The sequence below is a fragment of the uncultured Roseobacter sp. genome (assembly GCF_947493125.1).
Taxonomy (GTDB): Bacteria; Pseudomonadota; Alphaproteobacteria; order Rhodobacterales; family Rhodobacteraceae; genus Roseobacter.
The window spans coordinates 374,804-394,891 of the sequence record NZ_CANLQB010000002.1; the positions used below are offsets into that span (position 1 = coordinate 374,804).

The following is a 20,088-nucleotide window of genomic DNA, read 5'->3' on the forward strand; positions in this document are numbered from 1 at the left end:
ATCGAGGTGCGGGCCTGATGCAGCGGTTCATACTCATAGCGGTGCCCTACGCGTGGTTGCTCGCCCTGTTCCTGATCCCTTTCGTGATCGTCTTCAAGATATCTCTGTCGGATATCGCCTTGTCGATTCCGCCCTATGCTCCGATCTTGGATGATGGAATTGGCCCGTTCTTTGCGGCCTTGGATTTTGAGAACTTCGTCTTTCTGACATCAGACGATCTCTATTGGAAAGCCTATGTCAGCTCGCTGAGAATCGCGGCCATATCAACGGCCATAACGTTGCTGGTGGGCTACCCGATCGCATATGCGATGGCCCGAGCACCCGAAGAATGGCGCCCGACCTTGATGATGCTGGTCATCCTGCCGTTTTGGACTTCGTTCCTGATCCGGGTTTACGCGTGGATGGGTATTCTCAGTCAAGAAGGGTTTCTCAACCAGTTCCTGCTTTGGCTTGGCGTGATCGGTGAGCCCCTGACGATCCTGAATACCACCACTGCGGTCTACATCGGCATCGTCTACACCTACCTGCCCTTCATGATCTTGCCGATATTCGCGGCGCTGGATCGGCTGGACGGATCGCTGATCGAGGCGGCGGAAGATCTCGGCTGCTCACGGCTTCAGGCCTTTTGGCTGGTGACAATACCGCTGTCGAAGAACGGGATTGTCGCAGGCAGCTTTCTTGTGTTCATTCCCGCGCTGGGTGAATTTGTCATCCCATCGCTTCTCGGTGGCTCCGGTACGCTGATGATCGGGAAGGTGCTCTGGGAGGAGTTCTTCAACAACCGCGACTGGCCGGTTGCGAGCGCTGTTGCCGTCATCTTGCTGCTGATTCTGGTCATTCCGATTGTCCTCTTCCAGCGCAATCAGCAGCGTCAGGCGGAGGCAGAGACATGAACAGACTGAGTTGGTTCAATGCCACGTCCTTGACGCTCGGGTTTGCGTTTCTTTACCTGCCGATGATTATCCTGGTCGTCTACTCGTTCAATGAAAGCAAGCTGGTGACGGTCTGGGCCGGTTTCTCGACCAAGTGGTACGGTGAACTTCTTCAGAATGAGTCGTTTCTCGATGCCGCCTGGGTGACGATCAAGGTCGCGGTGCTGTCATCGACCTTTGCGACGGTGCTTGGAACGATGGCTGCCTATGTCCTCGTGCGAGGCGGGCGCTTTTTGGGTCGGACCGTGTTTTCGGGCATGATCTACGCGCCCCTGGTGATGCCGGAGGTGATCACCGGCTTGTCGCTGCTGCTGCTTTTCATTGGTATCGGTCTGGATCGCGGGGTGATCACCATTGTGCTGGCCCATACCACCTTCTCCATGTGCTATGTTTCGGTTGTTGTGTCGTCGCGATTGATGACCTTCGACCGGTCGCTCGAAGAAGCGGCGCTGGATCTTGGCTGTTCGAGTTTCAATGCGTTTCGTTTGGTCACATTGCCGATCATCGCTCCCGCCGTCATTTCCGGATGGCTGCTTGCCTTCACGCTCAGCCTCGACGATCTGGTGATCGCGTCTTTCACGGCGGGGCCGTCCGCCACCACGTTGCCGATCAAGATCTTCTCGGCCGTCAGATTGGGTGTGTCTCCCGAGATCAACGCGCTTTCAACACTCATGATCGGGATTGTGACGGTGGGCGTGATCAGCGCCTCCTTGATTTCCAAACGCAAGAGTGTCCGTCAGCAGCAGGAGGAGCAGGCCGCGGCGCGGGCGGCATGAGACGCATTTTTTCGGACTACGCCTATGGCGACGGCCCGCGCAAAGGGTGCTGGTGGGATGAGACCAGCAAAAACCCTGATCGTCCGACGCTTTCGGGCGTCCGTGACGCCGAAGTGGTGATCATAGGAGCGGGATACACGGGTCTCTCTGCCGCCTACCATCTTGCGCGGGCTGGTTGGCAAACCCTCGTCCTCGAAGCGGAGGCTCCGGGCTGGGGCGCATCTGGACGCAACGGCGGCTTTTGCTGTTTGGGCGGCGGCATGTTGAGCGATGCCACGCTGGACGCGAGGTTCGGAAAGAAGGACCGGCTGGAGTTTCGCGCGGCCGAAAGGGCAGCTGTTGATCTCGTATCACGTCTTATAGAGAATCTTGGGCTTGACGTCGACCGGCACTCCAAAGGAGAGACCGAACTGGCACATCGCCCGCGCGACATGATCGGTTTGCGCTCCAAGGCCGAAACTATCGAAGAAAACTACGGTGTGCGTCCCGATATTGTCGAGGCGTCGGATCTCGCCAGGTATGGTTTGAGCGGATCTTTTCACGGAGCATTGACGATTCCGATCGGGTTCGGACTCAATCCACTGAAGTATCTGCATGGTCTTGCCGCAGCCGCCGAGGCGGAAGGGGCCGTGATCTGTCCTCATAGTCCGGTGATGGGCTTCGAGACTGAGGGGGCGCACCATTGCCTTCAGACACCCTCAGGGATTGTGCGGGCGCGACAGGTGATCGTTGCGACAAACGGCTATTCTTCCGAAGATCTTCCGGCGTGGCTGGCCGGTCGCTACATGCCGTTCCAGTCGAACGTCCTTGTTACCCGACCCCTGACCCCCTCCGAGATCGAGCGCCAAGGATGGACGAGTGATCAGATGTGCTACGATACCCGGCATCTTCTGCACTATTTCCGCTTGATGCCCGACGGTCGGTTTCTTTTTGGTATGCGCGGCGGGTTGATGACCGGTGCTCGTGCCGAGGCGCAGGCGCGCAAACGGATCTGTCGGGATTTCGCGCGCTTGTTCCCGAAGTGGGCACAGGTTGACGTGTCGCATATTTGGTCCGGAATGGTTTGCCTCGCGCGGGGTTCTCTGCCCTTTGTCGGGGAAACGACACCGGGCTCTCGGATCTGGGCAGGGCTCTGCTATCATGGCAATGGGGTTGCCATGGCCAGCCTCGCTGGAAGAATTCTCGCAGACTTGGTCCGAGGCGCACAGCCTCCGATTTGGCCGAAGGCTATGCAAATCCCCTTGAGAAGGTTTCCTTTTGGCCGCGCCAGACGCCTGATCATGCCGCCGACCTATCTTGGTTTGATGCTCTCCGACTATGGCTCGTAATCAGGCTGGTTCCCGCAGGGCGCTGACGTCATCCGCCGTCACTGTGGTTCCACCTTCAAGCACAAAAATCGTGTCGGCTCCTTCACGTCGGGCTTCCGTGATCCGGGCATAGGTCTCTGCAGGCGTGACGCTCAGCGTCTGGCCGACGGCGCGATGTTCGACTTTAAAGCTGTAGAGCCCCTCCGGAAACGCTGTCCCGTTACTCGCGCGTCCTGCCCATTCCACAGGATCGCCACTCGTGGAAATCTGGCGGCGATCAATCTCATTGCCGTCTGCGTTGTAGGCAATCAGAACCGCTTCATCCGCACCGGCAACGGTCTTTGGTGTTACTGTCAGCGGTGATCCGTCAAAAGGAACCGCAGACGTTGTTCTCGCTTCCATTCCGATCCAACCCGCAACCTGACCCATGCTGGCTGCATCCAGTTGGCTGCTCAAGGCTTGCAGAAGGTCGTTGGAAAGGACCTGCTGCTCAACCATCGAAAACTGAGCCAACTGTGCGGCATACTCGGAGGAATCGATTGGTTCCAGCGGATCCTGATATCGGGCCTGAGCCGTCAGCATCTGCAGAAAGGTTTCGAAGTCTGACGACAACACTGCTGCGGATTGTTCGCTTGCTGCAGCGCTGCGAGCCGCCGCCTGTGTCGCGGGGGAATTGGTGATCTCCATTGGACTGCTCCTTAGACCCGAATATCCACGCCCGTGGCGGAGGCCATGGTCACCGGGATGGGGGTTTCTGTGTCAGCGTCGCCCGATATTGTTATGGCCATATGCTGACCGCTGGTTTCATTCTGATCACCGCTGGCATTGTCGGATTGACCCTCGTTGAAGGCGAAGTTGATCGATTCATATCCCAGCGCCTCAAACTCGCGGGCGAGTTGATCGATATGCCGTCGCATCAGATCAAGTGTTTCCGGTCGCTCCGCGAGCACCTGAACGGTGATCCCACTCTCCGCTGCGGATATACTGAGCCGAACCCGGCCAAGTTCCTCCGGGTTTAGCGAAAGCTCTACCGGTCGATCGGGGAATCTCTGCAGAATTTCGGCCATTTGCCGACCAATCATGCCGGGCGTTTCCGGTCGAGCGAGCGTCTGCGTCAGAGAAGCAGGAGCGGCGGCTCGAGGGTCCCATGACGTTGGTGTATCGACATCGCCGATCGGTGAGAGTGGCACATCCATTGCCGGACCGTCGGATTGGGCCGTGAGAGGTGCAATCTGTTGTGTCTGCGTCACTGGAGCAGGAGGCGGCGTCTTCGCCGTTTGGCTCGGGCTCTGCGTCGTGTCGCGCTGGAGGCTCAGGCGCGCTTCATCGCTTGATTTGCGTCGCTCCCGAGGTTCGCCCGTTTGCTCCGCGCCTGGCAGCGGTTGTTTTGAAATGGACGCGGCCACCTCTGTGGCGGAGGCCGGTTCAGCAGCATGTGCCAAGGGTATTGGTTGGCCGGTCGGCATCTGCGTTGAGGGAGCCGCTTTCGGAGCTGGAACAGTACCGTCTACCTTAAGCGAAATAGGCCGCTCTTTTGCGACTGCGCTGGTGCCCTGACCCTCGGCTTTTAGGACCTTCTGCCCGTCAACGGCTGGCTCACCTTTCGTCTTGGTTGCGCCTTGTTCAGCACGCAGTTGCTGGACAAAGGCCAATTCGCTGGTATCCGTTCTGCGAGTTTTTGCGGCAGGTGGCTGTACGGCCGCCTCTTTCGACGCGGGGAGCGGCTCGTCTCCATCGACAAGATCTATGTCAGTGTCACCGCCGTCCTCAATTACTGACACGAGTTCTGACGTATCCGAGTTCTCAGCAGTTGGACCGGTAAGTTTCGGTGCTTCCTTCTCAGGAGCTTGCTTGTCGGCGGTGTCGTCGGCTGCCGATTTCGCCTCGCCTTCTGCATCGGCAGAGTAGGCTGCGTCGAAGTCAGCGTCAGACGTATCTCCATCCGAGTTTGACGACGCGACATCGTTTGATGGTGTCTTTTCATTGCGGCCGACCTTGGCGGCCGGCTGTGTCATGGGAATCTCAAGCACTGACATCTCCGGGAGTTCTTCCTCGATTTGCCGACGTTATGACGCCTGTTGGTTACTGCATCTTTACCGATTGCCTGCATGCTCTCGAAAAATAGTTGCAATTGGAGATATCCGAATGACAGCCCCTTCCCCCATTGGCATGCCGGCCAACACCATGTCCCGGCAGGACCAGGCACTGAGAGAGGTCGCCGACAAACTCGAGGCCAGTTTTCTTGCGGAAATGCTGAAATCTGCGGGTTTGGGCAAAACAAGCGAGCATTTCGGAGGGGGCGCCGGAGAGGACCAGTTCAGCTCTTTCATGCTCCAGGAGCAGGCCATGCAAATGGTGAAAGCGGGTGGGATTGGGCTCAGCGAATCGCTGTTCCACGCATTGAAGGAGAAACAGAATGACCAATGAAGAGTTTGAAGACGTCATCGACGCTCTTGACGATTTGCTGGAAGCAGAGCGATCTGCCCTCTTGGCTGGTGATCTGGATGAGATCGGTCGCCTGCTGGAGCGAAAGGAATCACTAATTGAGCAACTCTCCGCGTTGGAGCAGGCAGACCATCAACCTCTGGTCGACCTGCAGGTCAAGGTGCAGCGAAACCAGGTGCTCCTCGACCAGGCACTTGAGGGGATCCGGACGGTATCCCGACGTTTGGCAGCCCTGCGACGCGTTCGGAGCTCATTGGAGACATATGATGAAAAAGGTGAGCGCCGTACCATCGATGTGGCGTCTGATGGATCTGTTGAAAAGCGGGCATAAGGACCGATTTGAATCAAAACCGAACAACAGCGGAGGCATGGTTTAAACACTCATTAGCCTTTGGAACTGCATGTTGGCGCTGCATCCGAGGTCGGGTGGCGCTTCGCCGAGAGCCGGTGACAGCATTGGTCAGAACGACAGTTTCGTTCCCGCGTGAAAACGCCGGGGGCATAATCCACGCAAAGCGTGAATGATCAAAGGAACATGCTTATGTCGAGCATTCTTACCAACAACAGCGCAATGGTTGCGCTGCAGACCCTGAAGCAAATCAACATGAATCTGGGCAAAGTTCAGAGCGAAATTTCCACCGGTAAGACCGTGGAAAGCGCCAAGGACAATGCCGCCGTTTGGGCAATCTCCAAGGTCATGTCTTCGGACGTGAAAGGCTTTGAAGCGATTTCCGACTCGCTGGCTCTTGGCCAGGCAACCGTGGGTGTTGCGCTGAATGCTTCCGAAAGCGTGACCGATCTGCTGACTGAAATCAAAGGCAAGATCGTGAACTCGCAAGAGGAAAATGTTGACCGCGCTAAAATCCAGACCGACATCAAAGCTCTGACCAATCAGATTAGCTCGATTGTTGGTGCTGCCCAGTTCAACGGCCTCAACCTGCTGAATGATGATGGCATTGCGCTGGAAGATCAGACGTCGAACATCCTGTCTTCTCTCGATCGCGCCAGCGATGGCACGGTTACTTCGGGCGAAATCAGCGTTGATCGTGTCAACCTCGGTACGAACAAGGCGTCGTATCTTGAATCTGCTACGACCTTCGCAGCTGGTTCGGCAAACGGTGGTACTGTTGCCGCAACACTTGACGCTTCCGATGGGGCAACTACTGCGATCGAAGTAACCAACACTGGCGCGGCTGGCAACATCACGCAGACTGAAGGCACCGTGTTCGTGCTGCAGATCACCGGTACCGACGTGGACTCCAGCAGCTTCACAGCTGCCGATTTCACAACCACAGATGGCGACGATGGCAACACTGCTGATATCGCTTATGTTGCTCAAGAGGGCGACACTGCTGTCGAGGTTGCAGCGGGATTGAAGGCGGCGTTTGATGTTTGGCGCGTAGAGAACGGCGTTGATGCCGACGACTTCAACGTGCTCGATGACGGTGATGGTTCGCTGACTGCAACATCTGTCAATGGCATCACAGACGCCACCGACACGATCGCAATCCAAGTGAACGTACGCGACTCTGATTTGTCGGCAGGCGCCACCACTCGGGCAGGTTCGCTTGCGATGCTTGATGCAATCGACGTCAGCACAAACGAAGGCGCTGAAGAAGCACTGGCGGCCATCGAAGGTCTGATCCAGACCTCCATCGACACAGCGGCCGCCTTGGGTTCCAGCGGCAGCCGGATCGAGACGCAAGCTGACTTCGTCAGCAAGCTGACCGATAACCTAACATCGGGTATCGGCGCTCTCGTCGACGCAGACATGGAAGCGGCCTCGGCTAAGCTTCAGGCACTGCAGACACAGCAGCAGCTGGGTGTTCAGGCTCTGTCGATTGCCAACCAGGCACCGCAGACCATCCTGTCGCTCTTCCGTTAAGCGATACTTCAGGGGCGCGGTTTTTCGCGCCCCTGATCCCAGTTTCCAGTTTTTGACAAAGGTTGCATCGTGAACGCATACGCACAGGCCCAGAGCGCATACGCGCCCGCCGCGGCCCCGACCAGAACGGCACGCAGTGCAGAATATGAAGTCATCGCGCGAATCTCTCATCGTTTGAAGAAGGCGATAAAGAACGATGATTTTCCCGCGCTTGCGGAAGCGTTGTACGAGAACAATAAGCTTTGGACAGCACTCGCCATCGACGTTGCAGATGAGAACAACCTTCTTCCTGATGAGTTGCGGGCGCGGATCATCTACCTCGCCGATTTCACGCGAATTCACACCCAGAAGGTTTTGCGCAAACAGGATTCGGCCATTCCGCTTCTTGAAATCAATGCGCTCATTCTGGGCGGCCTGAAACAAGAAGGAGAGATGAAATGAGCGGTCTCGTCCTAAAGTTGAGCCCGAAGGAGCGCGTCTTGATCAACGGTGTCGTCATCGAAAACGGTGACCGTCGTAGCAGACTTGCGATCATGACGCCTGGTGCGAATATCCTGAGACTCCGTGATGCAATTCATCCTGAAGACGCCAAGACGCCGGTGAGACGCGCATGCTTTGCGATGCAGCTCGTGTTGTCGGGCGACAAAAGCCCGGAAGAGTCCCATCTACCGCTGCTGCGTCAGATCGAAGAGTTGAGCCAGGTGTTTACGGATGCTGACAGTCGCAACGTCCTGGCGGAAGCGACACGTGGTATTGTCGAGAAGCAGCATTATCGGTCACTGAAGGCCCTGCGCGCTCTGCTGCCGCGGGAAGAACGGCTTTTGGCGGCGAGGGTGAACTAGTGTTTACGCCAGTTATTCCATCATCCGGTCTGACCGGGTGGCGGTTCCTGCAGAGGACCTACGATAGCCAATTGGAAAACTTCTCCAATTCGGCACAAATCGTGCGCAATACAGAATACTTCCGCGAAAATATAAGCAAGGTAACTTCGGCCGAGGACCTAACGTCCGATCGTCGCCTTCTGGAGGTCGCGCTCGGTGCCTTCGGCCTTCAAGACGACATCAATAACCGCTTCTTTATAAAGAAAATTTTAGAAGAAGGCACAACTGCAGACGATTCTCTTGCCAATCGTTTCTCGGACAATCGATACAAGGAATTTTCTGCTGCTTTTGGCCTAGGTCCAGGTGAAGATAGACAAACTGCAACCATTGGATTTGCGGATGACATGGTTTTGCGATTTCGGGCAAATAGCTTCGAAGTTTCCGCAGGTCAGCAAGACGAATCCATGCGGATTGCGCTATATGCTCAAAGGGTTTTGGGTGCTCTGGCCAGTCCTCCGCAAAAGTCGCAAGATCGGTTGGACGCTGAAGCTGTCGCGCGCGCCGTTGCTGACTTTGCATCATCTGCGTCCGATGATATCGAGTACTTCGAGCAGAATATCGGCCAGATCGCGACACCGGAAGAACTGTTGAATGACCAGAGACTGTTGAAGGTCGCATTGGGTGCCTTTGGTCTTCAGGATGACTATGAGGCCATTGTCGAATTCGAGCCGAATGATGAGGTTTCCGTCAGCCCCGAATGGGTGAAAATCAAGGAAGTGCTTGAGGAAGGAAGCATCTCGGTGGTCGCACGGGCGAACGAACTCGAAAATCCGGCATATGCTGATTTGTCCCGTGCCTTTGGGTTTGGTATTGCCGAAGACTTTCAAGCCAATGACTTTGACTTTTCCGATGGCATAACAGACCTTTATATCGCGCGAAGCTTCGGGATGCCCGATGGCTTGGAGTTCGATCAACCGGTTATCGTAACAAATGGACGGTTCGAGCTTGAGCCCTTTCGGGCCGATGATATGTCGAATGATGCGAAGTGGTTTACTCTGATGGGGGAGCCTCCATTGCGCAGCTTATTCGAAACAGCCCTAAATCTGCCACGTGAGTTTGGTCAGATAGATATCGAGCAGCAGCTCACCGTGTTTAAGGAACGTGCACGCGCCATATTCGGTAGCGATGAGGTGAACCAGTTTTCGGACCCCGAGAAGTTAGATCAGCTGATCACCCAGTACGTCGTTCGTTCGCAGATTTCATCTTTCAATAACGGTGCATCTTCTGCGGCTATCGCGCTTTCTTTGCTTCAATCCTGATCGCGGATCTAGGCGGCAGATGTTGGGCGAATCGGTTTTCCGTTTCTCGCCCCGGCATTGCCCGTGCGTACACGCCGGAGGATCAGCTCAAGCTGTGTGAAACTGTTGTCGACACCTTGTTTCTCGACCTTCGCCAAAAATCCATCCAATTCGGTCCATATTTGGACAGCGGCATCCAATTCAGGATCACTCCCAGCCGAGTAAAGGCCTGCGCGGACCATCATCGCATTGCGATCATAGATCGACAGAAGATTTCGGGCTTGTGTGATAAGGGCGTTTTGAGGTTCGCTTGCTGCCGCCGGCAGACTTCTGGACACGGAACGCAAAACATCGATTGCGGGATATCTTCCACGTTCGGCGATCTCTCTGTCTAAAACTATGTGGCCGTCCAGAACACCGCGAAGAATGTCGGCAATTGGCTCATCCATATCAGACCCAGCGACAAGAACGCTGAAAACGCCAGTGATGTCGCCTTGTTGGTTTTGGCCAGGTCCAGCGCGTTCGCAAAGCGACATGATCAGATGGGCTGTCGACGGTGGGAAGCCGCGCAAAACCGGCGACTCTCCCGCTGCAACAGCGACTTCGCGATGCGCTTCTGCAAAACGCGTAATAGAATCTGACAGCAGCAGAACAGATTTGCCTTGATCGCGAAAGTGCTCGGCGACCGACATCGCTGCCCAAGCACAACGCCGCCGGATCAAAGGAGATTGATCCGATGTTGCACAGATAATAACTGCTCGCTTCAGTCCGTCTTTCCCCAGTACATCTTCAATGAATTGGCGCAGTTCACGACCACGCTCTCCAATCAGGGCTATGACGACAACATCTGCGGTCATGTTTTGGGCGAGATGGCCAAGAAGGCTGGACTTGCCCACGCCCGAACCAGCGAACAGGCCGATGCGCTGCCCGCGTACGATCGGTAACATCGTGTTGAGCCCCGCCATGCCTGTATTCAGCCGTTCGCCAAGCCCACGGCGTGCTCCCGGATCTGGAGGCGCCTGGCGCAACGGTCGTGCCGCAGCACCTCTCAGGAGCGGCTTGCCATCGATCGGATTGCCAAAGGGATCGATGATCCGACCGATCCAAGCGTTTGATGGCGCAATACCACGAGATTCAAGAAGTGCTGCTCTGTCCCGCAAGGCGACACCATCGGGAGCCTGATCTGGCAACAGAACCAAGGTATCGCCTTTCAATTGCAGAACTTCTCCGGAAAGCGGTTCTCCTTGGCGATATACCACGATAAGGTCTCCGATCCTCGCTTTCCCGGAAAGCCCAGAGACATGTATCACTCCGCCTTCGACACGTAGCACTCGTCCAATCGCCCGGACTGGGTTCAGTTCAGTGATCTGGGCGGTCAACCCGTCGAAAGAAATTGGCTGATTCATGGCAACCCTTCGGTCTTTGCACACTCTTTCTAAAGGAATCAGAGTTAAGCCTTGATGAAATCGTTCGAGGGAGAAGCCCGGATGTTCAAAAACTTAGAAGTCTTTAAGATTTCACACGCCATGGCCGTTCATGCTGGCCAGAAACAGGCCGTTGCGGCGCAAAACGTCGCCAACTCCGATACACCCGAATACAAGGCGCGGGATGTCGCTCCTTTTGCAGATTCTTATCGTACTCATGTCTCTATGGGAGACAGCGTTGGCCAGCGTGCGACGCGTGACCGCCATCTACATGGTGTGTCCGACGGGCATATGGCTGAGCCGACAATAGACGAAGATGCAATTGCATCGCCAAACGGAAACACCGTTTCGCTCGAAGGTGAAATGCTGAAATCGCTCGATGCAAAGCGACAGCATGATCGCGCCGTAGCAATCTACAAGTCATCGCTCGGCATTCTGCGCGCAACACTCAGCCGCTAGTAAGAGGAGAACGTATCATGAACGACTTTTCCAAAGCACTCAGTGTGACATCAAGTGGCTTGAAAGCGCAGGCAACACGGTTGCGCCATCTCGCCGAGAACATATCGAATGCAGATACACCTGGCTACCGTCGCAAACTGGTGCCATTCGAAACGGCGTTCAACGCCGGGAATGGTGTGTCGATGGTGGAGACCGGTCGCGTCCAACTGGACCGCTCCACGCTTGAACGAGTCTATGATCCATCGCACCCCATGGCGGATGAGACAGGATACTTCGACAGCTCGAATGTGGATCTCATGATCGAGCTCGCTGACGCGAGAGAAGCACAGAGAAGCTACGAAGCAAACCTAAAAGTTTTTGAACAAACGCGCAAAATGTCCAGCGGTTTAATGGACATTTTGCGGAACTAGAGCGAACCGATTCAGTCAACATAACGATGCGACTTGAAGGAGATCCAGAATGGATATGAAAGCAGTCTCAGCAATTCAACGCTTTACTGACGCACGATCATCTTCGGCGATACAAAGCTACGCTCAGGCGCGGCCAGCAACAGAGCCGACGCCAGAAGAACCAACAATGGTAGAAGCGGTGAGCAAAGTCGCTGTTGATTTTGCCCAAACCCTTGCGGAGAGCGAGGAGACCGCAAAAGCATCTATGATCGGCGATGCCGACCCGCATGCTTTGGTTCAGGCGTTGGCTCAAACCGAATTGGCTGTCGAAGCCGCTGTTTCGGTACGAAACAAGGTGGTGGAAGCCTATCAGGAAATCCTACGTATGCCGGTTTGATATGTTAGATGAAGTCCTCTTCTTCGACACCTTGCGACAAGGCCTGTGGATTTCGGTGATCATATCGCTCCCGATTCTTACGGCAGCGTTGATCACCGGCGTCTCGATCGGGCTCGTGCAGGCGTTGACCTCCATCCAGGAGATGACACTGACCTTCGTCCCGAAACTCGCGGCAATCGTCATCGTCTTCTGGATCTCGATGGGCTTCATGACACAAACGCTTGTTGCATTCTTCCAGAACCGCATCGTCCCGCTGATTATCGGAGGTTGAAATGGAAAACGCTGGTTACACGACACTGACCCGCCAGTCGGGTTTGATGCGAGAAATGCGCATTGTTGCCAACAACATAGCGAATGCCGCAACAAGCGGATATCGTCAAGAAGGCATGGTGTTTTCGGAATATGTCATGTCGGTGGACGGTGCATCCAGCCTATCGATGGGACAGGGCAATGTACGTAATACCTCGTTCGAGCAAGGGACACTCACTCAGACCGGTGGGACGTTTGACTTCGCGATTGAGGGTGATGGATTCTTTCTCATTGAAACGCCAGCCGGAGAAAGACTTTCGCGCTCCGGCGCCTTTTCACCAAACGCTCAGGGCGACCTGGTCAACATGGATGGCTACCGTGTTTTGGACGCTGGAGGTGCACCAGTTTTTGTCCCGCCCGGTGCGGCCGATATCGCTGTGTCGGCAGATGGAACAATTTCGAGTGACGGCAACCCGATCGGGCAGATTGGCGTCGTTCAGCCTCTCAATCCCCGCGAGATGATCCGCGAAGACGGCGTAATGTTTCGCGCAGATGATGGCTATGAGCCTGCGGAAGGCGCCCGCGTGCTCCAGCGTTTTGTTGAGAATTCCAATGTGAATTCAATTCTTCAGATCACCCGCATGATCGAAGTTCAGCGTGCCTACGAGTTGGGCGCGAGTTTCCTTGAAGCAGAAGACGAGCGTGTGCGCCAAGCGCTTCGCACGATGTCCCAGTAATTCGAAGTATTTAGGAGAGACAGTATGCGTGCCCTAAAGATTGCAGCGACCGGCATGAGCGCACAACAGATGCGCGTGGAAACCATTTCGAACAACCTTTCCAACATGAGCACGACTGGCTACAACGCCCGCCGTGCAGAATTTGCGGATCTTCACTATCAGCAGATGACGCGACCGGGAACGATCAGTGCAACGGACGGAACCGTGATGCCGACCGGTGTGCAACTCGGGCTTGGTGTTCGTCCTGCAGCCGTCTCGGTGCAACTGCAGCAAGGCTCATTGAGCCAGACCGGCGGTGATCTGGACCTCGCGATTGAAGGTAAAGGTTATCTCGAAATCACGCTTCCATCAGGCCTGAGCGCTTACACCCGCGATGGCGGTCTCAAGCGGACCGGAGAGGGACTGATCGTTACGTCTGACGGCTTTCCTGTAGAGCCGCAGATCGTCATCCCAGACGACGCGAGAAGTATTTCGATCAATGCTGCCGGCGAGGTCTATGCCTATTTTGCCGACGCCCCAGATGCGCAGCTGCTCGGTCAGTTCAATATGGTCGGTTTTACCAACGCGAAGGGTCTTGAAGCACTTGGTGGCAATCTCTTTGGAGAGACCGAAGCCTCGGGCCCGCCTTTGATCTCGACGCCTGGTGAAGACGGTCTCGGAACCGTACGCCAAGGCTATCTGGAAGACAGCTCCGTTGACGCCGTACGCGAAATCACAGAGCTGATCGAAGCGCAGCGCGGATATGAGATGAACGCCAAGGTGATCTCCGCTGCCGACCAGATGATGGGGGCGACGACGCAAATCCGATGACCAAAGCCTTTAGCTTTTTCCTTCTTTTGAGCATGACGGCGGCGGCTTGGTCTGACGTAGTGGTGCCGACCCGCACCATTCGAGCGAATGCGATCATCACGGATATCGACGTGGGCCTCACTGCTGGCGATATCGCCAACGGGTTTGATCGCGTTGGTGATGTTATAGGGCAGGAAGCACGTACAACGCTCTACGCCGGTCGGCCGATCCGCGTTGATGAGATTGGGCCCCCTGCGCTCGTTACACGCAATCAGATCGTCTCCCTCAAATTCCAGTCGGCAGGTCTCGTGATTATGACGGAAGGACGCTCATTGGAACGCGGAGGTGTGGGCGACAGAGTCAGGATAATGAACCTGTCGTCACGGGCGACGTTGTTCGGACAAATCCAGCCTGATGGCTCGGTTGAAGTAAAGAAATAGAGGTACTTATGCTGTTGCGAAACTGTACGACCGTTGCTGGGATTCTGCTTATTGCCGCTTGCGGTCGCATGGATCATCTGGGCAAGCCACCGTCTTTTTCCTCACCCAGAGCTACGAGTGAGCATAACGCGATGATGTCTCCAGGTCTTCCGCTTCGCACAGATGCGCAAGGACCGACGGAACGGGCGTCGCTTTGGTCAGGCGCGAGACAGTCTCTTCTGGGAGATCGCCGCGCAGTGCAGCAGGGCGACATCCTGACCGTGGTAATCGAAATCGATGAGGAAGCGGAGATTTCGAACGCGACCGATCGGTCGCGCTCGGGTTCCGAAAGCCTGGGTATTCCTGGCTTGTTTGGTTTGCCGCAGCGTATAGATGAACGCCTACCCGAAGGTGCATCGACCGCCGAAGCTGTTTCAATCAATTCAAGCAGCAGCTCATCCGGCGACGGTTCCGTTCGGCGCAATGAAAAACTGACACTCCGTGTCGCGGCTACGGTCGTCGATGTCCTTCCGAATGGTGTACTGTCCATTTCTGGTAGCCAGGAACTCCGCGTCAATTTTGAGATGCGGGAGCTCTTGGTGACAGGTTATGTCCGCCCGGAGGATATCTCCCGGCAGAATGAAATCACCTATGACAAGATCGCCACTGCGCGTGTGTCTTATGGCGGACGGGGTCAGATTTCAGACGTGCAGCAGCCCCGCATCGGTCAACAAGTCCTCGATTCCGTTTTACCTTTTTGAGGAGTTTGAGATGAAAAAGCTGCTACCCATCGTCATGCTGCTCATTGGATCTGGAGCGGGTGTTGGAGCCGGAATCTTTCTTCGTCCCGAACCTGTTCAAGACGAAGTCGCCTCTGTCGATGCGGAGACCGGGGCTACTGAAGCCGAGAGCGAGACCGCTGACGCGCAAGCTTCAAATAGTCTGGACGATGCCGAGCCCGCCGATGGTATGGAATACGTTAGGCTGCCAAACCAATTTGTAGTTCCCCTGGTCGACAATGAGCGTATCTCGGCACTGGTCGTCATGTCGCTCAGCATTGAGGTCTCGATTGGTAATGCCGAGAGTGTCCTCGACAAGGAACCTAAGCTGCGGGATGGTTTTTTACGAGTGCTATTTGATCACGCAAGTATTGGCGGCTTTGATGGAGCGTTCATCAACAACGAAAACCTGGATGTGGTGCGGCGAAAATTGAGAGATGTCGCCAAAGCAGTTATGGGCTCGGATGTTGCAAAAGATGTTCTCATCTTCGAGGTGGCGCGACAGGATTACTGATCCCGGCCGGACCATATGGATTACAACGACACAAAAACCTAACCAGATCTCGGTCACATATATCGACGCCATGCCCTGATCAATGCAGGGTATTGCTGCACATGCAGGTGCGCCAAATGGTCCGTAAGGGTCACTGTTGTTTTTCGTCCAGAATAGCTATCTCTACTGCGGCGTCCAGCTCGGCCTTTCGAAGCGTTTTGTTTCGTTCGCTTAACAGCCCCTTTAGAATTTCCTCTGTAGCAAGCACTTTGCCATAGGCTTGTTTGATCTGTCGCATATGCTGGTCTTTCTCCGCCAATATTAGGGCCAGTTGCATATTTAGCGACTTTCTGGTTTTGCCCAGCCAGGTTTTCCAGATCACATCAGCGCCGATCGACTGCATCGTCCCGTCCGCTGACTGCTCTGCTGATCGCGCTTGCCGGTCTAATTTTTCCAGATCTGCTCTGACGACATTTTCGCGTTGCAGCAGACTTTGAAACAGCTGTTGACGGGCTTGATATCTCGCATCGGCCAGTGCGTGTAGCCTACGCGCATCTTCTATACGCATCAAATTCGTCCTTTCGCCCGGCGGCGCATGGCCTCGGCAAATCGGATAGCGGCCGCAACAGCGCGATAGTGATCAGGTGATATCTGTTCGCCCAACTGTGTGGTCGCATGAATTGCGCGCGCTGTGGGCGGATCGCTGTGAATGGGCACACCGTTTTCCGTAGCAATTTCGCGGATGCGGAGGGCGATCTCATCAAGACCTTTGGCAACACAGACTGGAGCTTGCCCAGGCTTGCGGTCCCACTTCAAGGCGACGGCATAGTGGGTGGGGTTTACGATGATGACATCTGCCATAGGAACGTCTGCCATCATTTGCGCGCCTGCTATGCTCTGAGCCCGCTGTCGGCGTTCCTGCTTCATGTAGGGGTCGCCTTCGTTATTCTTTGTTTCGTCCATGACCTCTTTGCGAGACATCATGTTCTTGCGGAGATGCTCGAAGTGTTGCCAGATTGCGTCGATTACTCCGATTACGCTGGAAACAATGACGACAACTAAGAGAAAGGATAGGCAGATCTCTGCGAGAAGCGAAACGACAATTCGAGGATTAGTTTGCAAAACGGCAACCATCTCGTCGAGCCTGAGATGGATAAATAGCGCCAGACAGGCGGAGTAAATCATCAGCTTTGCAAAACTGACCACGAACTGGAAAAGGCCGCGCCGACCGAACTTATTCTTTGCGTTGGCGATAATCGAGATGTTTGAGAGCTTGGGTGCGACTTTGGTCGGCGCAAAAACGATACCTCGCATGGCGAAGAGGCAAAGAAGCACGGCCAGCGCAGGGAACCCAAATATGGGAGACATCGACCATAGTATGCTGGCCAATATGCCTCCTGTTGGCGCGCCAGCAGCTCCGCCAAAAAAAAGCGGAGCCAACTGCGCAGACTGGTCAATCAAGACCATCATTGACGTGCCAAGATAAATGAGGCCGCTGCTACCGGCGGCCATGAATGCGACAAGCAACCCCGCGTAAGCGAATGCGGTCAATATCTCGGTAGAGCGAGCAATTTCGCCTTTTTTTCGGGCGTCAAGTAGCTTCTGCGGTGTCGCCTCATAGGTCTTGTCACTTTGATCTGTTGGCTCGCTCATGGGATTGGACCAAATGGGTTGGCAAGGAACCGGTCCATTGCCTGCACCCATACCGACAGCATTAGTGGTGAGGCCACAAGAAGCAGAAAAAGTCCGCCCGCCGTAATGACCGGGGCGCCCACAAAGGCGACCATCAGCTGTGGCATTGCCTTGTTTATCGCACCCAAGGCGACGTTGTAGAGAACGGACAGGATGACGAAGGGAGCGGCCAAGGTAAATGCAAGCGTGAAAGCACGCGCGACCTGTGCGACGCCCCAATCCGACAGGATCGACGCATCCGTGAAACGCCCCATCGGCATAAACTCATAAGAAAGGATGATAAGTTCGGCGGCCTTAACGTGAAGCCCTGTCATGACAGCCAGTGCAATTCCGCCAATAATGAGCACATAGCCCATTGCAGGCATTGGATCGACGCCAGCCCCGCCCAGGACCTGAGACAATGATGTCGCATGGGCGGCGATTGTTCCCGCTGTTTGGAGTGCCAGGATGAACAGCCGAATCCCAATACCCAAAGCAAGGCCTGAAAGAACTTCGGTCAATATGAGGAAAGTGCTTATACCAAAGGATGCCGGCATTTGCATGGCAGGTATCGCCGGCGCGACAATGAGCGTAAAGGCGAGTGCAATGATTAGCTTTACTCGAGCTGGTACGGTCTGCTCGCCGAAGGCTGGCAACATCGAGACAATTGCGGCAACCCTCAAAAACACAGCAAAGCCATGCCAAAGCGAGTCGTTCAGAAGAGGAAATAGGTCAGCGAGACCACTCATGCTGCGACAACACCCACAAGAGATGGCCGCGCATCAAGACCGATTTCTTCGAACGACAACACAGGATTGTTAATACCTTTGGCACGCATAACCGTCCTCAGGAATCGACGTCGACGCGTATTGGTGACAATTGCAGCATTAATACCGCTTTCGCTGACCGCCCGAAGCTTCTCGGACATGTTCTCAGCCAGCTGATTGAAAATCTCCGGCGGTAAAGCAATATCCAAACCTCGGTCAGCTTCGACTTGATAGGTGTTGAAGGTTTCCTCCCACTCCGGTGCAAGTTGGACAAGCGGAAGGGTACCATCCTCCCGTTTCATATCTGCGATGAGCTGGAATCCAAGCCTCTGGCGAACGTGCTCGCAGATGGCCTCCGGCTGAGCGTTCTGGCCACGTGCTTCGGCAGTAGCTTCCAAGATGAGCGGTAGATTCCTGATCGAGACTTGTTCATCGAGCAAAAGCCGCAAAACGGCGTGCAAGACATCGATCGGCACTTTGTCTGGGATCATTTCGTCGAGTAGTTTGCGGTTTGCTTCAGCGCGTTTTGGGTCTGAGACGTTTGTCATCTCATGCAACAAGCGTCTAAGCGACTTTAAAGACAACAGTCGGCTGAAGTTTCGTTTTACGGTTTCCAAAACATGTGTTGCCAGGATTTCGGCTGGTGTCACGAGTGTTAGTCCGTCCAGTGAGGCTTGTTCTTGATCCCGCGCATTTATCCAACGCGCCGGAGCGCCATAGACCGGTTCAGTTGTATCGCGACCATCGGGCAGGCTCCCTGCATTCTCTGGTACAAGAGCTAGAATTTGGTCGGGGTTCAGTGAAGCCCGAGCTTGTTCAACGCCCTGGATCCGGAGAATGTAGGTACCAACCGGTAACGCCGTGTTGTCGGTCAGGCGGATCTCGGGAAGGATCAATCCGTAGACCGAAGCGACATGTGTGCGCATATTGGATATTCGCGCATCCAGCCCAGTACCGGGGTCCAGAACCATGTTGACCAGATCTGCGGCGAATTCGACATGAATGTCATCCAGTTCAAGAATATCTCCAAGAGGCTTTTCTTTGGGCAAATCTGTTTGAACCATTTCAAGTTCTTCATTTTTCGCTTTTGCTTTTGCTTTTCTATCCAGCCAATAAGCGAGGCCGCCCATTGCCGCGCCACCGACAATGAACGGAGCAAACGGTAGACCTGGAAACAACGCAAAAAGGATAAGCAACCCAGCAACAGTTGCGATGGCCGCGGGATGTTTGCCAAGCTGGTCGAAGACTGCCAAGTCGGTCGCACCTTGGGCCCCGCCTCGGGCCAATAGAAGAGCAGATGCAATCGAAATGACTACCGCGGGGATTTGTGAGACCAAGCCGTCGCCAACCGTCAGTATCGCGTACGTCTCAAAAGCCTGACCAATTGGCATATCATGCACGACGATACCCATGATCAGTCCAGCGACTAGGTTAAGTAGTGTGATCAGAAGACCCGCGATAGCATCCCCTTTGACAAACTTGGATGCACCGTCGAGTGAGCCGAAAAACGTCGTTTCCTGTTGCTCCCTTTCGCGTCGCTCCCTTGCCTCAGTATGCGTAATTGCGCCAGCTGACATGTCGCTATCGATCGCAAGCTGCTTGCCAGGCATACCATCAAGAGCAAATCTTGCGCCAACTTCTGCCATGCGAGTTGCGCCTTTGGTAATCACCATGAAGTTGACAATCAGGAGCACGCAAAAGACCACAAGACCAAGGAATACGCTTCCACCCATTACGAATTGGGCGAAACCCTCGATAACGTCACCTGCCGCGTCCGTGCCGGTATGCCCCTCCCCAATGATCAATTTTGTAGAGGATACGTTTAGAGATAGTCGGAGCATCAGTGATGCAAGCAGGATTGTTGGAAAGGCCGAGAAGTCCAGCGGCCGCTCAATGAAAAGAGTTACAGTGAAGATCAGTATGGCAAGGGCAAAGGATGCCGCGAGCCCAACATCTAAGACCCAAGCAGGCATCGGCAGGATCATCATGACGATAACGGCCATCAGGGCGACAGCGAGCATGACTGTTGGGTTAAATAGCGCTTTTGCAGT

At 55.0% G+C, this 20,088-nt stretch carries 25 protein-coding genes; 18 read left to right on the top strand and 7 right to left on the bottom strand.

The annotated features are described in order from the left end of the window. Window positions 1-17 precede the first annotated feature (17 nt). From Q1A71_RS05575 to Q1A71_RS05585, 3 genes are read left to right on the top strand one after another with little or no spacing between them, the layout of a single operon-like run. Entirely contained in the window at window positions 18-893 is an 876-nt protein-coding gene (locus tag Q1A71_RS05575) for an ABC transporter permease subunit (protein ID WP_299672759.1), read from the top strand. Further along, the gene (locus Q1A71_RS05580) at window positions 890-1,708 is read left to right on the top strand and encodes an ABC transporter permease subunit (protein ID WP_299672762.1); all 819 of its coding nucleotides are present in this window, start codon (window positions 890-892) and stop codon (window positions 1,706-1,708) included. Before Q1A71_RS05575 ends, Q1A71_RS05580 begins: the two co-directional genes overlap by 4 nt. After that, entirely contained in the window at window positions 1,705-3,036 is a 1,332-nt protein-coding gene (locus Q1A71_RS05585) for an FAD-binding oxidoreductase (protein WP_299672765.1), read from the top strand. Before Q1A71_RS05580 ends, Q1A71_RS05585 begins: the two co-directional genes overlap by 4 nt. Here Q1A71_RS05585 and Q1A71_RS05590 read toward each other — a convergent pair whose 3' ends face one another. Both Q1A71_RS05590 and Q1A71_RS05595 read right to left on the bottom strand, forming a co-directional pair. Continuing rightward, complete coding sequence (locus Q1A71_RS05590) at window positions 3,037-3,702, bottom strand: flagellar hook capping FlgD N-terminal domain-containing protein (protein ID WP_299672768.1); 666 nt, start codon at window positions 3,700-3,702, stop codon at window positions 3,037-3,039. An 11-nt stretch (window positions 3,703-3,713) separates the two neighbouring features. After that, entirely contained in the window at window positions 3,714-5,030 is a 1,317-nt protein-coding gene (locus Q1A71_RS05595; RefSeq protein WP_299672771.1) for a flagellar hook-length control protein FliK, read from the bottom strand. 130 nt (window positions 5,031-5,160) lie between these two features. On the opposite strand from Q1A71_RS05595, the gene Q1A71_RS05600 reads away from it, so the two are divergent. The 6 genes from Q1A71_RS05600 (at window position 5,161) to Q1A71_RS05625 (ending at window position 9,485) form a co-directional block, all read left to right on the top strand. Further along, the gene (locus Q1A71_RS05600) at window positions 5,161-5,442 is read left to right on the top strand and encodes a rod-binding protein (RefSeq protein ID WP_299672774.1); all 282 of its coding nucleotides are present in this window, start codon (window positions 5,161-5,163) and stop codon (window positions 5,440-5,442) included. Beyond that, window positions 5,432-5,791, top strand: a complete 360-nt coding sequence (gene flgN, locus Q1A71_RS05605) for a flagellar export chaperone FlgN (RefSeq protein ID WP_299672777.1) — start codon at window positions 5,432-5,434, stop codon at window positions 5,789-5,791. The genes Q1A71_RS05600 and flgN overlap by 11 nt, the downstream gene beginning before the upstream one ends. Window positions 5,792-6,001: 210 nt before the next feature. Continuing rightward, window positions 6,002-7,345: a flagellin gene (locus Q1A71_RS05610; RefSeq protein WP_299672780.1), complete on the top strand. Its 1,344-nt coding sequence runs from the start codon at window positions 6,002-6,004 to the stop codon at window positions 7,343-7,345. Window positions 7,346-7,414: 69 nt separating this feature from the next. Then, complete coding sequence (gene flaF / locus Q1A71_RS05615) at window positions 7,415-7,786, top strand: flagellar biosynthesis regulator FlaF (RefSeq protein ID WP_299672783.1); 372 nt, start codon at window positions 7,415-7,417, stop codon at window positions 7,784-7,786. Beyond that, window positions 7,783-8,187: a flagellar biosynthesis repressor FlbT gene (flbT, locus tag Q1A71_RS05620; protein ID WP_299672786.1), complete on the top strand. Its 405-nt coding sequence runs from the start codon at window positions 7,783-7,785 to the stop codon at window positions 8,185-8,187. The genes flaF and flbT overlap by 4 nt, the downstream gene beginning before the upstream one ends. After that, a complete protein-coding gene (locus Q1A71_RS05625; protein WP_299672789.1) occupies window positions 8,187-9,485 on the top strand; it encodes a DUF1217 domain-containing protein in 1,299 nt (432 codons plus the stop codon). Before flbT ends, Q1A71_RS05625 begins: the two co-directional genes overlap by 1 nt. An 8-nt stretch (window positions 9,486-9,493) precedes the next feature. On the opposite strand, the gene Q1A71_RS05630 is transcribed toward Q1A71_RS05625, so the two are convergent. Then, window positions 9,494-10,870, bottom strand: coding sequence for a FliI/YscN family ATPase (locus Q1A71_RS05630; RefSeq protein ID WP_299672792.1), 1,377 nt, complete (start codon window positions 10,868-10,870; stop codon window positions 9,494-9,496). 81 nt (window positions 10,871-10,951) lie between these two features. On the opposite strand from Q1A71_RS05630, the gene Q1A71_RS05635 reads away from it, so the two are divergent. From Q1A71_RS05635 to Q1A71_RS05675, 9 genes are read left to right on the top strand one after another with little or no spacing between them, the layout of a single operon-like run. Next, window positions 10,952-11,347, top strand: coding sequence for a FlgB family protein (locus Q1A71_RS05635; RefSeq protein ID WP_299672795.1), 396 nt, complete (start codon window positions 10,952-10,954; stop codon window positions 11,345-11,347). Window positions 11,348-11,364: 17 nt separating this feature from the next. Continuing rightward, the gene (gene flgC / locus Q1A71_RS05640) at window positions 11,365-11,757 is read left to right on the top strand and encodes a flagellar basal body rod protein FlgC (RefSeq protein WP_299672798.1); all 393 of its coding nucleotides are present in this window, start codon (window positions 11,365-11,367) and stop codon (window positions 11,755-11,757) included. Between the two features lie 49 nt (window positions 11,758-11,806). Further along, entirely contained in the window at window positions 11,807-12,133 is a 327-nt protein-coding gene (fliE, locus tag Q1A71_RS05645) for a flagellar hook-basal body complex protein FliE (RefSeq protein WP_299672801.1), read from the top strand. Window position 12,134: 1 nt separating this feature from the next. Further along, the gene (locus Q1A71_RS05650) at window positions 12,135-12,404 is read left to right on the top strand and encodes a flagellar biosynthetic protein FliQ (protein WP_299672804.1); all 270 of its coding nucleotides are present in this window, start codon (window positions 12,135-12,137) and stop codon (window positions 12,402-12,404) included. A 1-nt stretch (window position 12,405) separates the two neighbouring features. Then, a complete protein-coding gene (locus Q1A71_RS05655; protein WP_299672807.1) occupies window positions 12,406-13,119 on the top strand; it encodes a flagellar hook-basal body complex protein in 714 nt (237 codons plus the stop codon). A gap of 24 nt (window positions 13,120-13,143) precedes the next feature. Beyond that, window positions 13,144-13,929 carry a flagellar basal-body rod protein FlgG gene (gene flgG, locus Q1A71_RS05660; RefSeq protein WP_299672810.1) on the top strand — a complete coding sequence of 262 codons (786 nt, stop codon included), beginning with the start codon at window positions 13,144-13,146 and terminating at the stop codon, window positions 13,927-13,929. Beyond that, window positions 13,926-14,348, top strand: coding sequence for a flagellar basal body P-ring formation chaperone FlgA (gene flgA / locus Q1A71_RS05665; RefSeq protein WP_299672813.1), 423 nt, complete (start codon window positions 13,926-13,928; stop codon window positions 14,346-14,348). The genes flgG and flgA overlap by 4 nt, the downstream gene beginning before the upstream one ends. Window positions 14,349-14,356: 8 nt before the next feature. Then, window positions 14,357-15,088: a flagellar basal body L-ring protein FlgH gene (gene flgH, locus Q1A71_RS05670; protein WP_299672816.1), complete on the top strand. Its 732-nt coding sequence runs from the start codon at window positions 14,357-14,359 to the stop codon at window positions 15,086-15,088. A 10-nt stretch (window positions 15,089-15,098) separates the two neighbouring features. Beyond that, window positions 15,099-15,620 (top strand): flagellar basal body-associated FliL family protein, encoded by a 522-nt coding sequence (locus tag Q1A71_RS05675; protein ID WP_299672819.1) that lies wholly within the window; start codon window positions 15,099-15,101, stop codon window positions 15,618-15,620. A gap of 130 nt (window positions 15,621-15,750) precedes the next feature. Here Q1A71_RS05675 and Q1A71_RS05680 read toward each other — a convergent pair whose 3' ends face one another. The 4 genes from Q1A71_RS05680 to flhA are packed head-to-tail and all read right to left on the bottom strand — an operon-like array spanning window position 15,751 to window position 20,058. After that, window positions 15,751-16,167, bottom strand: a complete 417-nt coding sequence (locus tag Q1A71_RS05680; protein ID WP_299672822.1) for a hypothetical protein — start codon at window positions 16,165-16,167, stop codon at window positions 15,751-15,753. Beyond that, entirely contained in the window at window positions 16,167-17,252 is a 1,086-nt protein-coding gene (locus Q1A71_RS05685; RefSeq protein WP_299672825.1) for a flagellar type III secretion system protein FlhB, read from the bottom strand. Before Q1A71_RS05685 ends, Q1A71_RS05680 begins: the two co-directional genes overlap by 1 nt. Further along, a complete protein-coding gene (locus Q1A71_RS05690) occupies window positions 17,249-18,019 on the bottom strand; it encodes a flagellar biosynthetic protein FliR (protein ID WP_299672828.1) in 771 nt (256 codons plus the stop codon). The genes Q1A71_RS05685 and Q1A71_RS05690 overlap by 4 nt, the downstream gene beginning before the upstream one ends. Next, complete coding sequence (gene flhA / locus Q1A71_RS05695; RefSeq protein WP_299673198.1) at window positions 18,016-20,058, bottom strand: flagellar biosynthesis protein FlhA; 2,043 nt, start codon at window positions 20,056-20,058, stop codon at window positions 18,016-18,018. The genes Q1A71_RS05690 and flhA overlap by 4 nt, the downstream gene beginning before the upstream one ends. Between the last annotated feature and the right edge of the window lie 30 nt (window positions 20,059-20,088).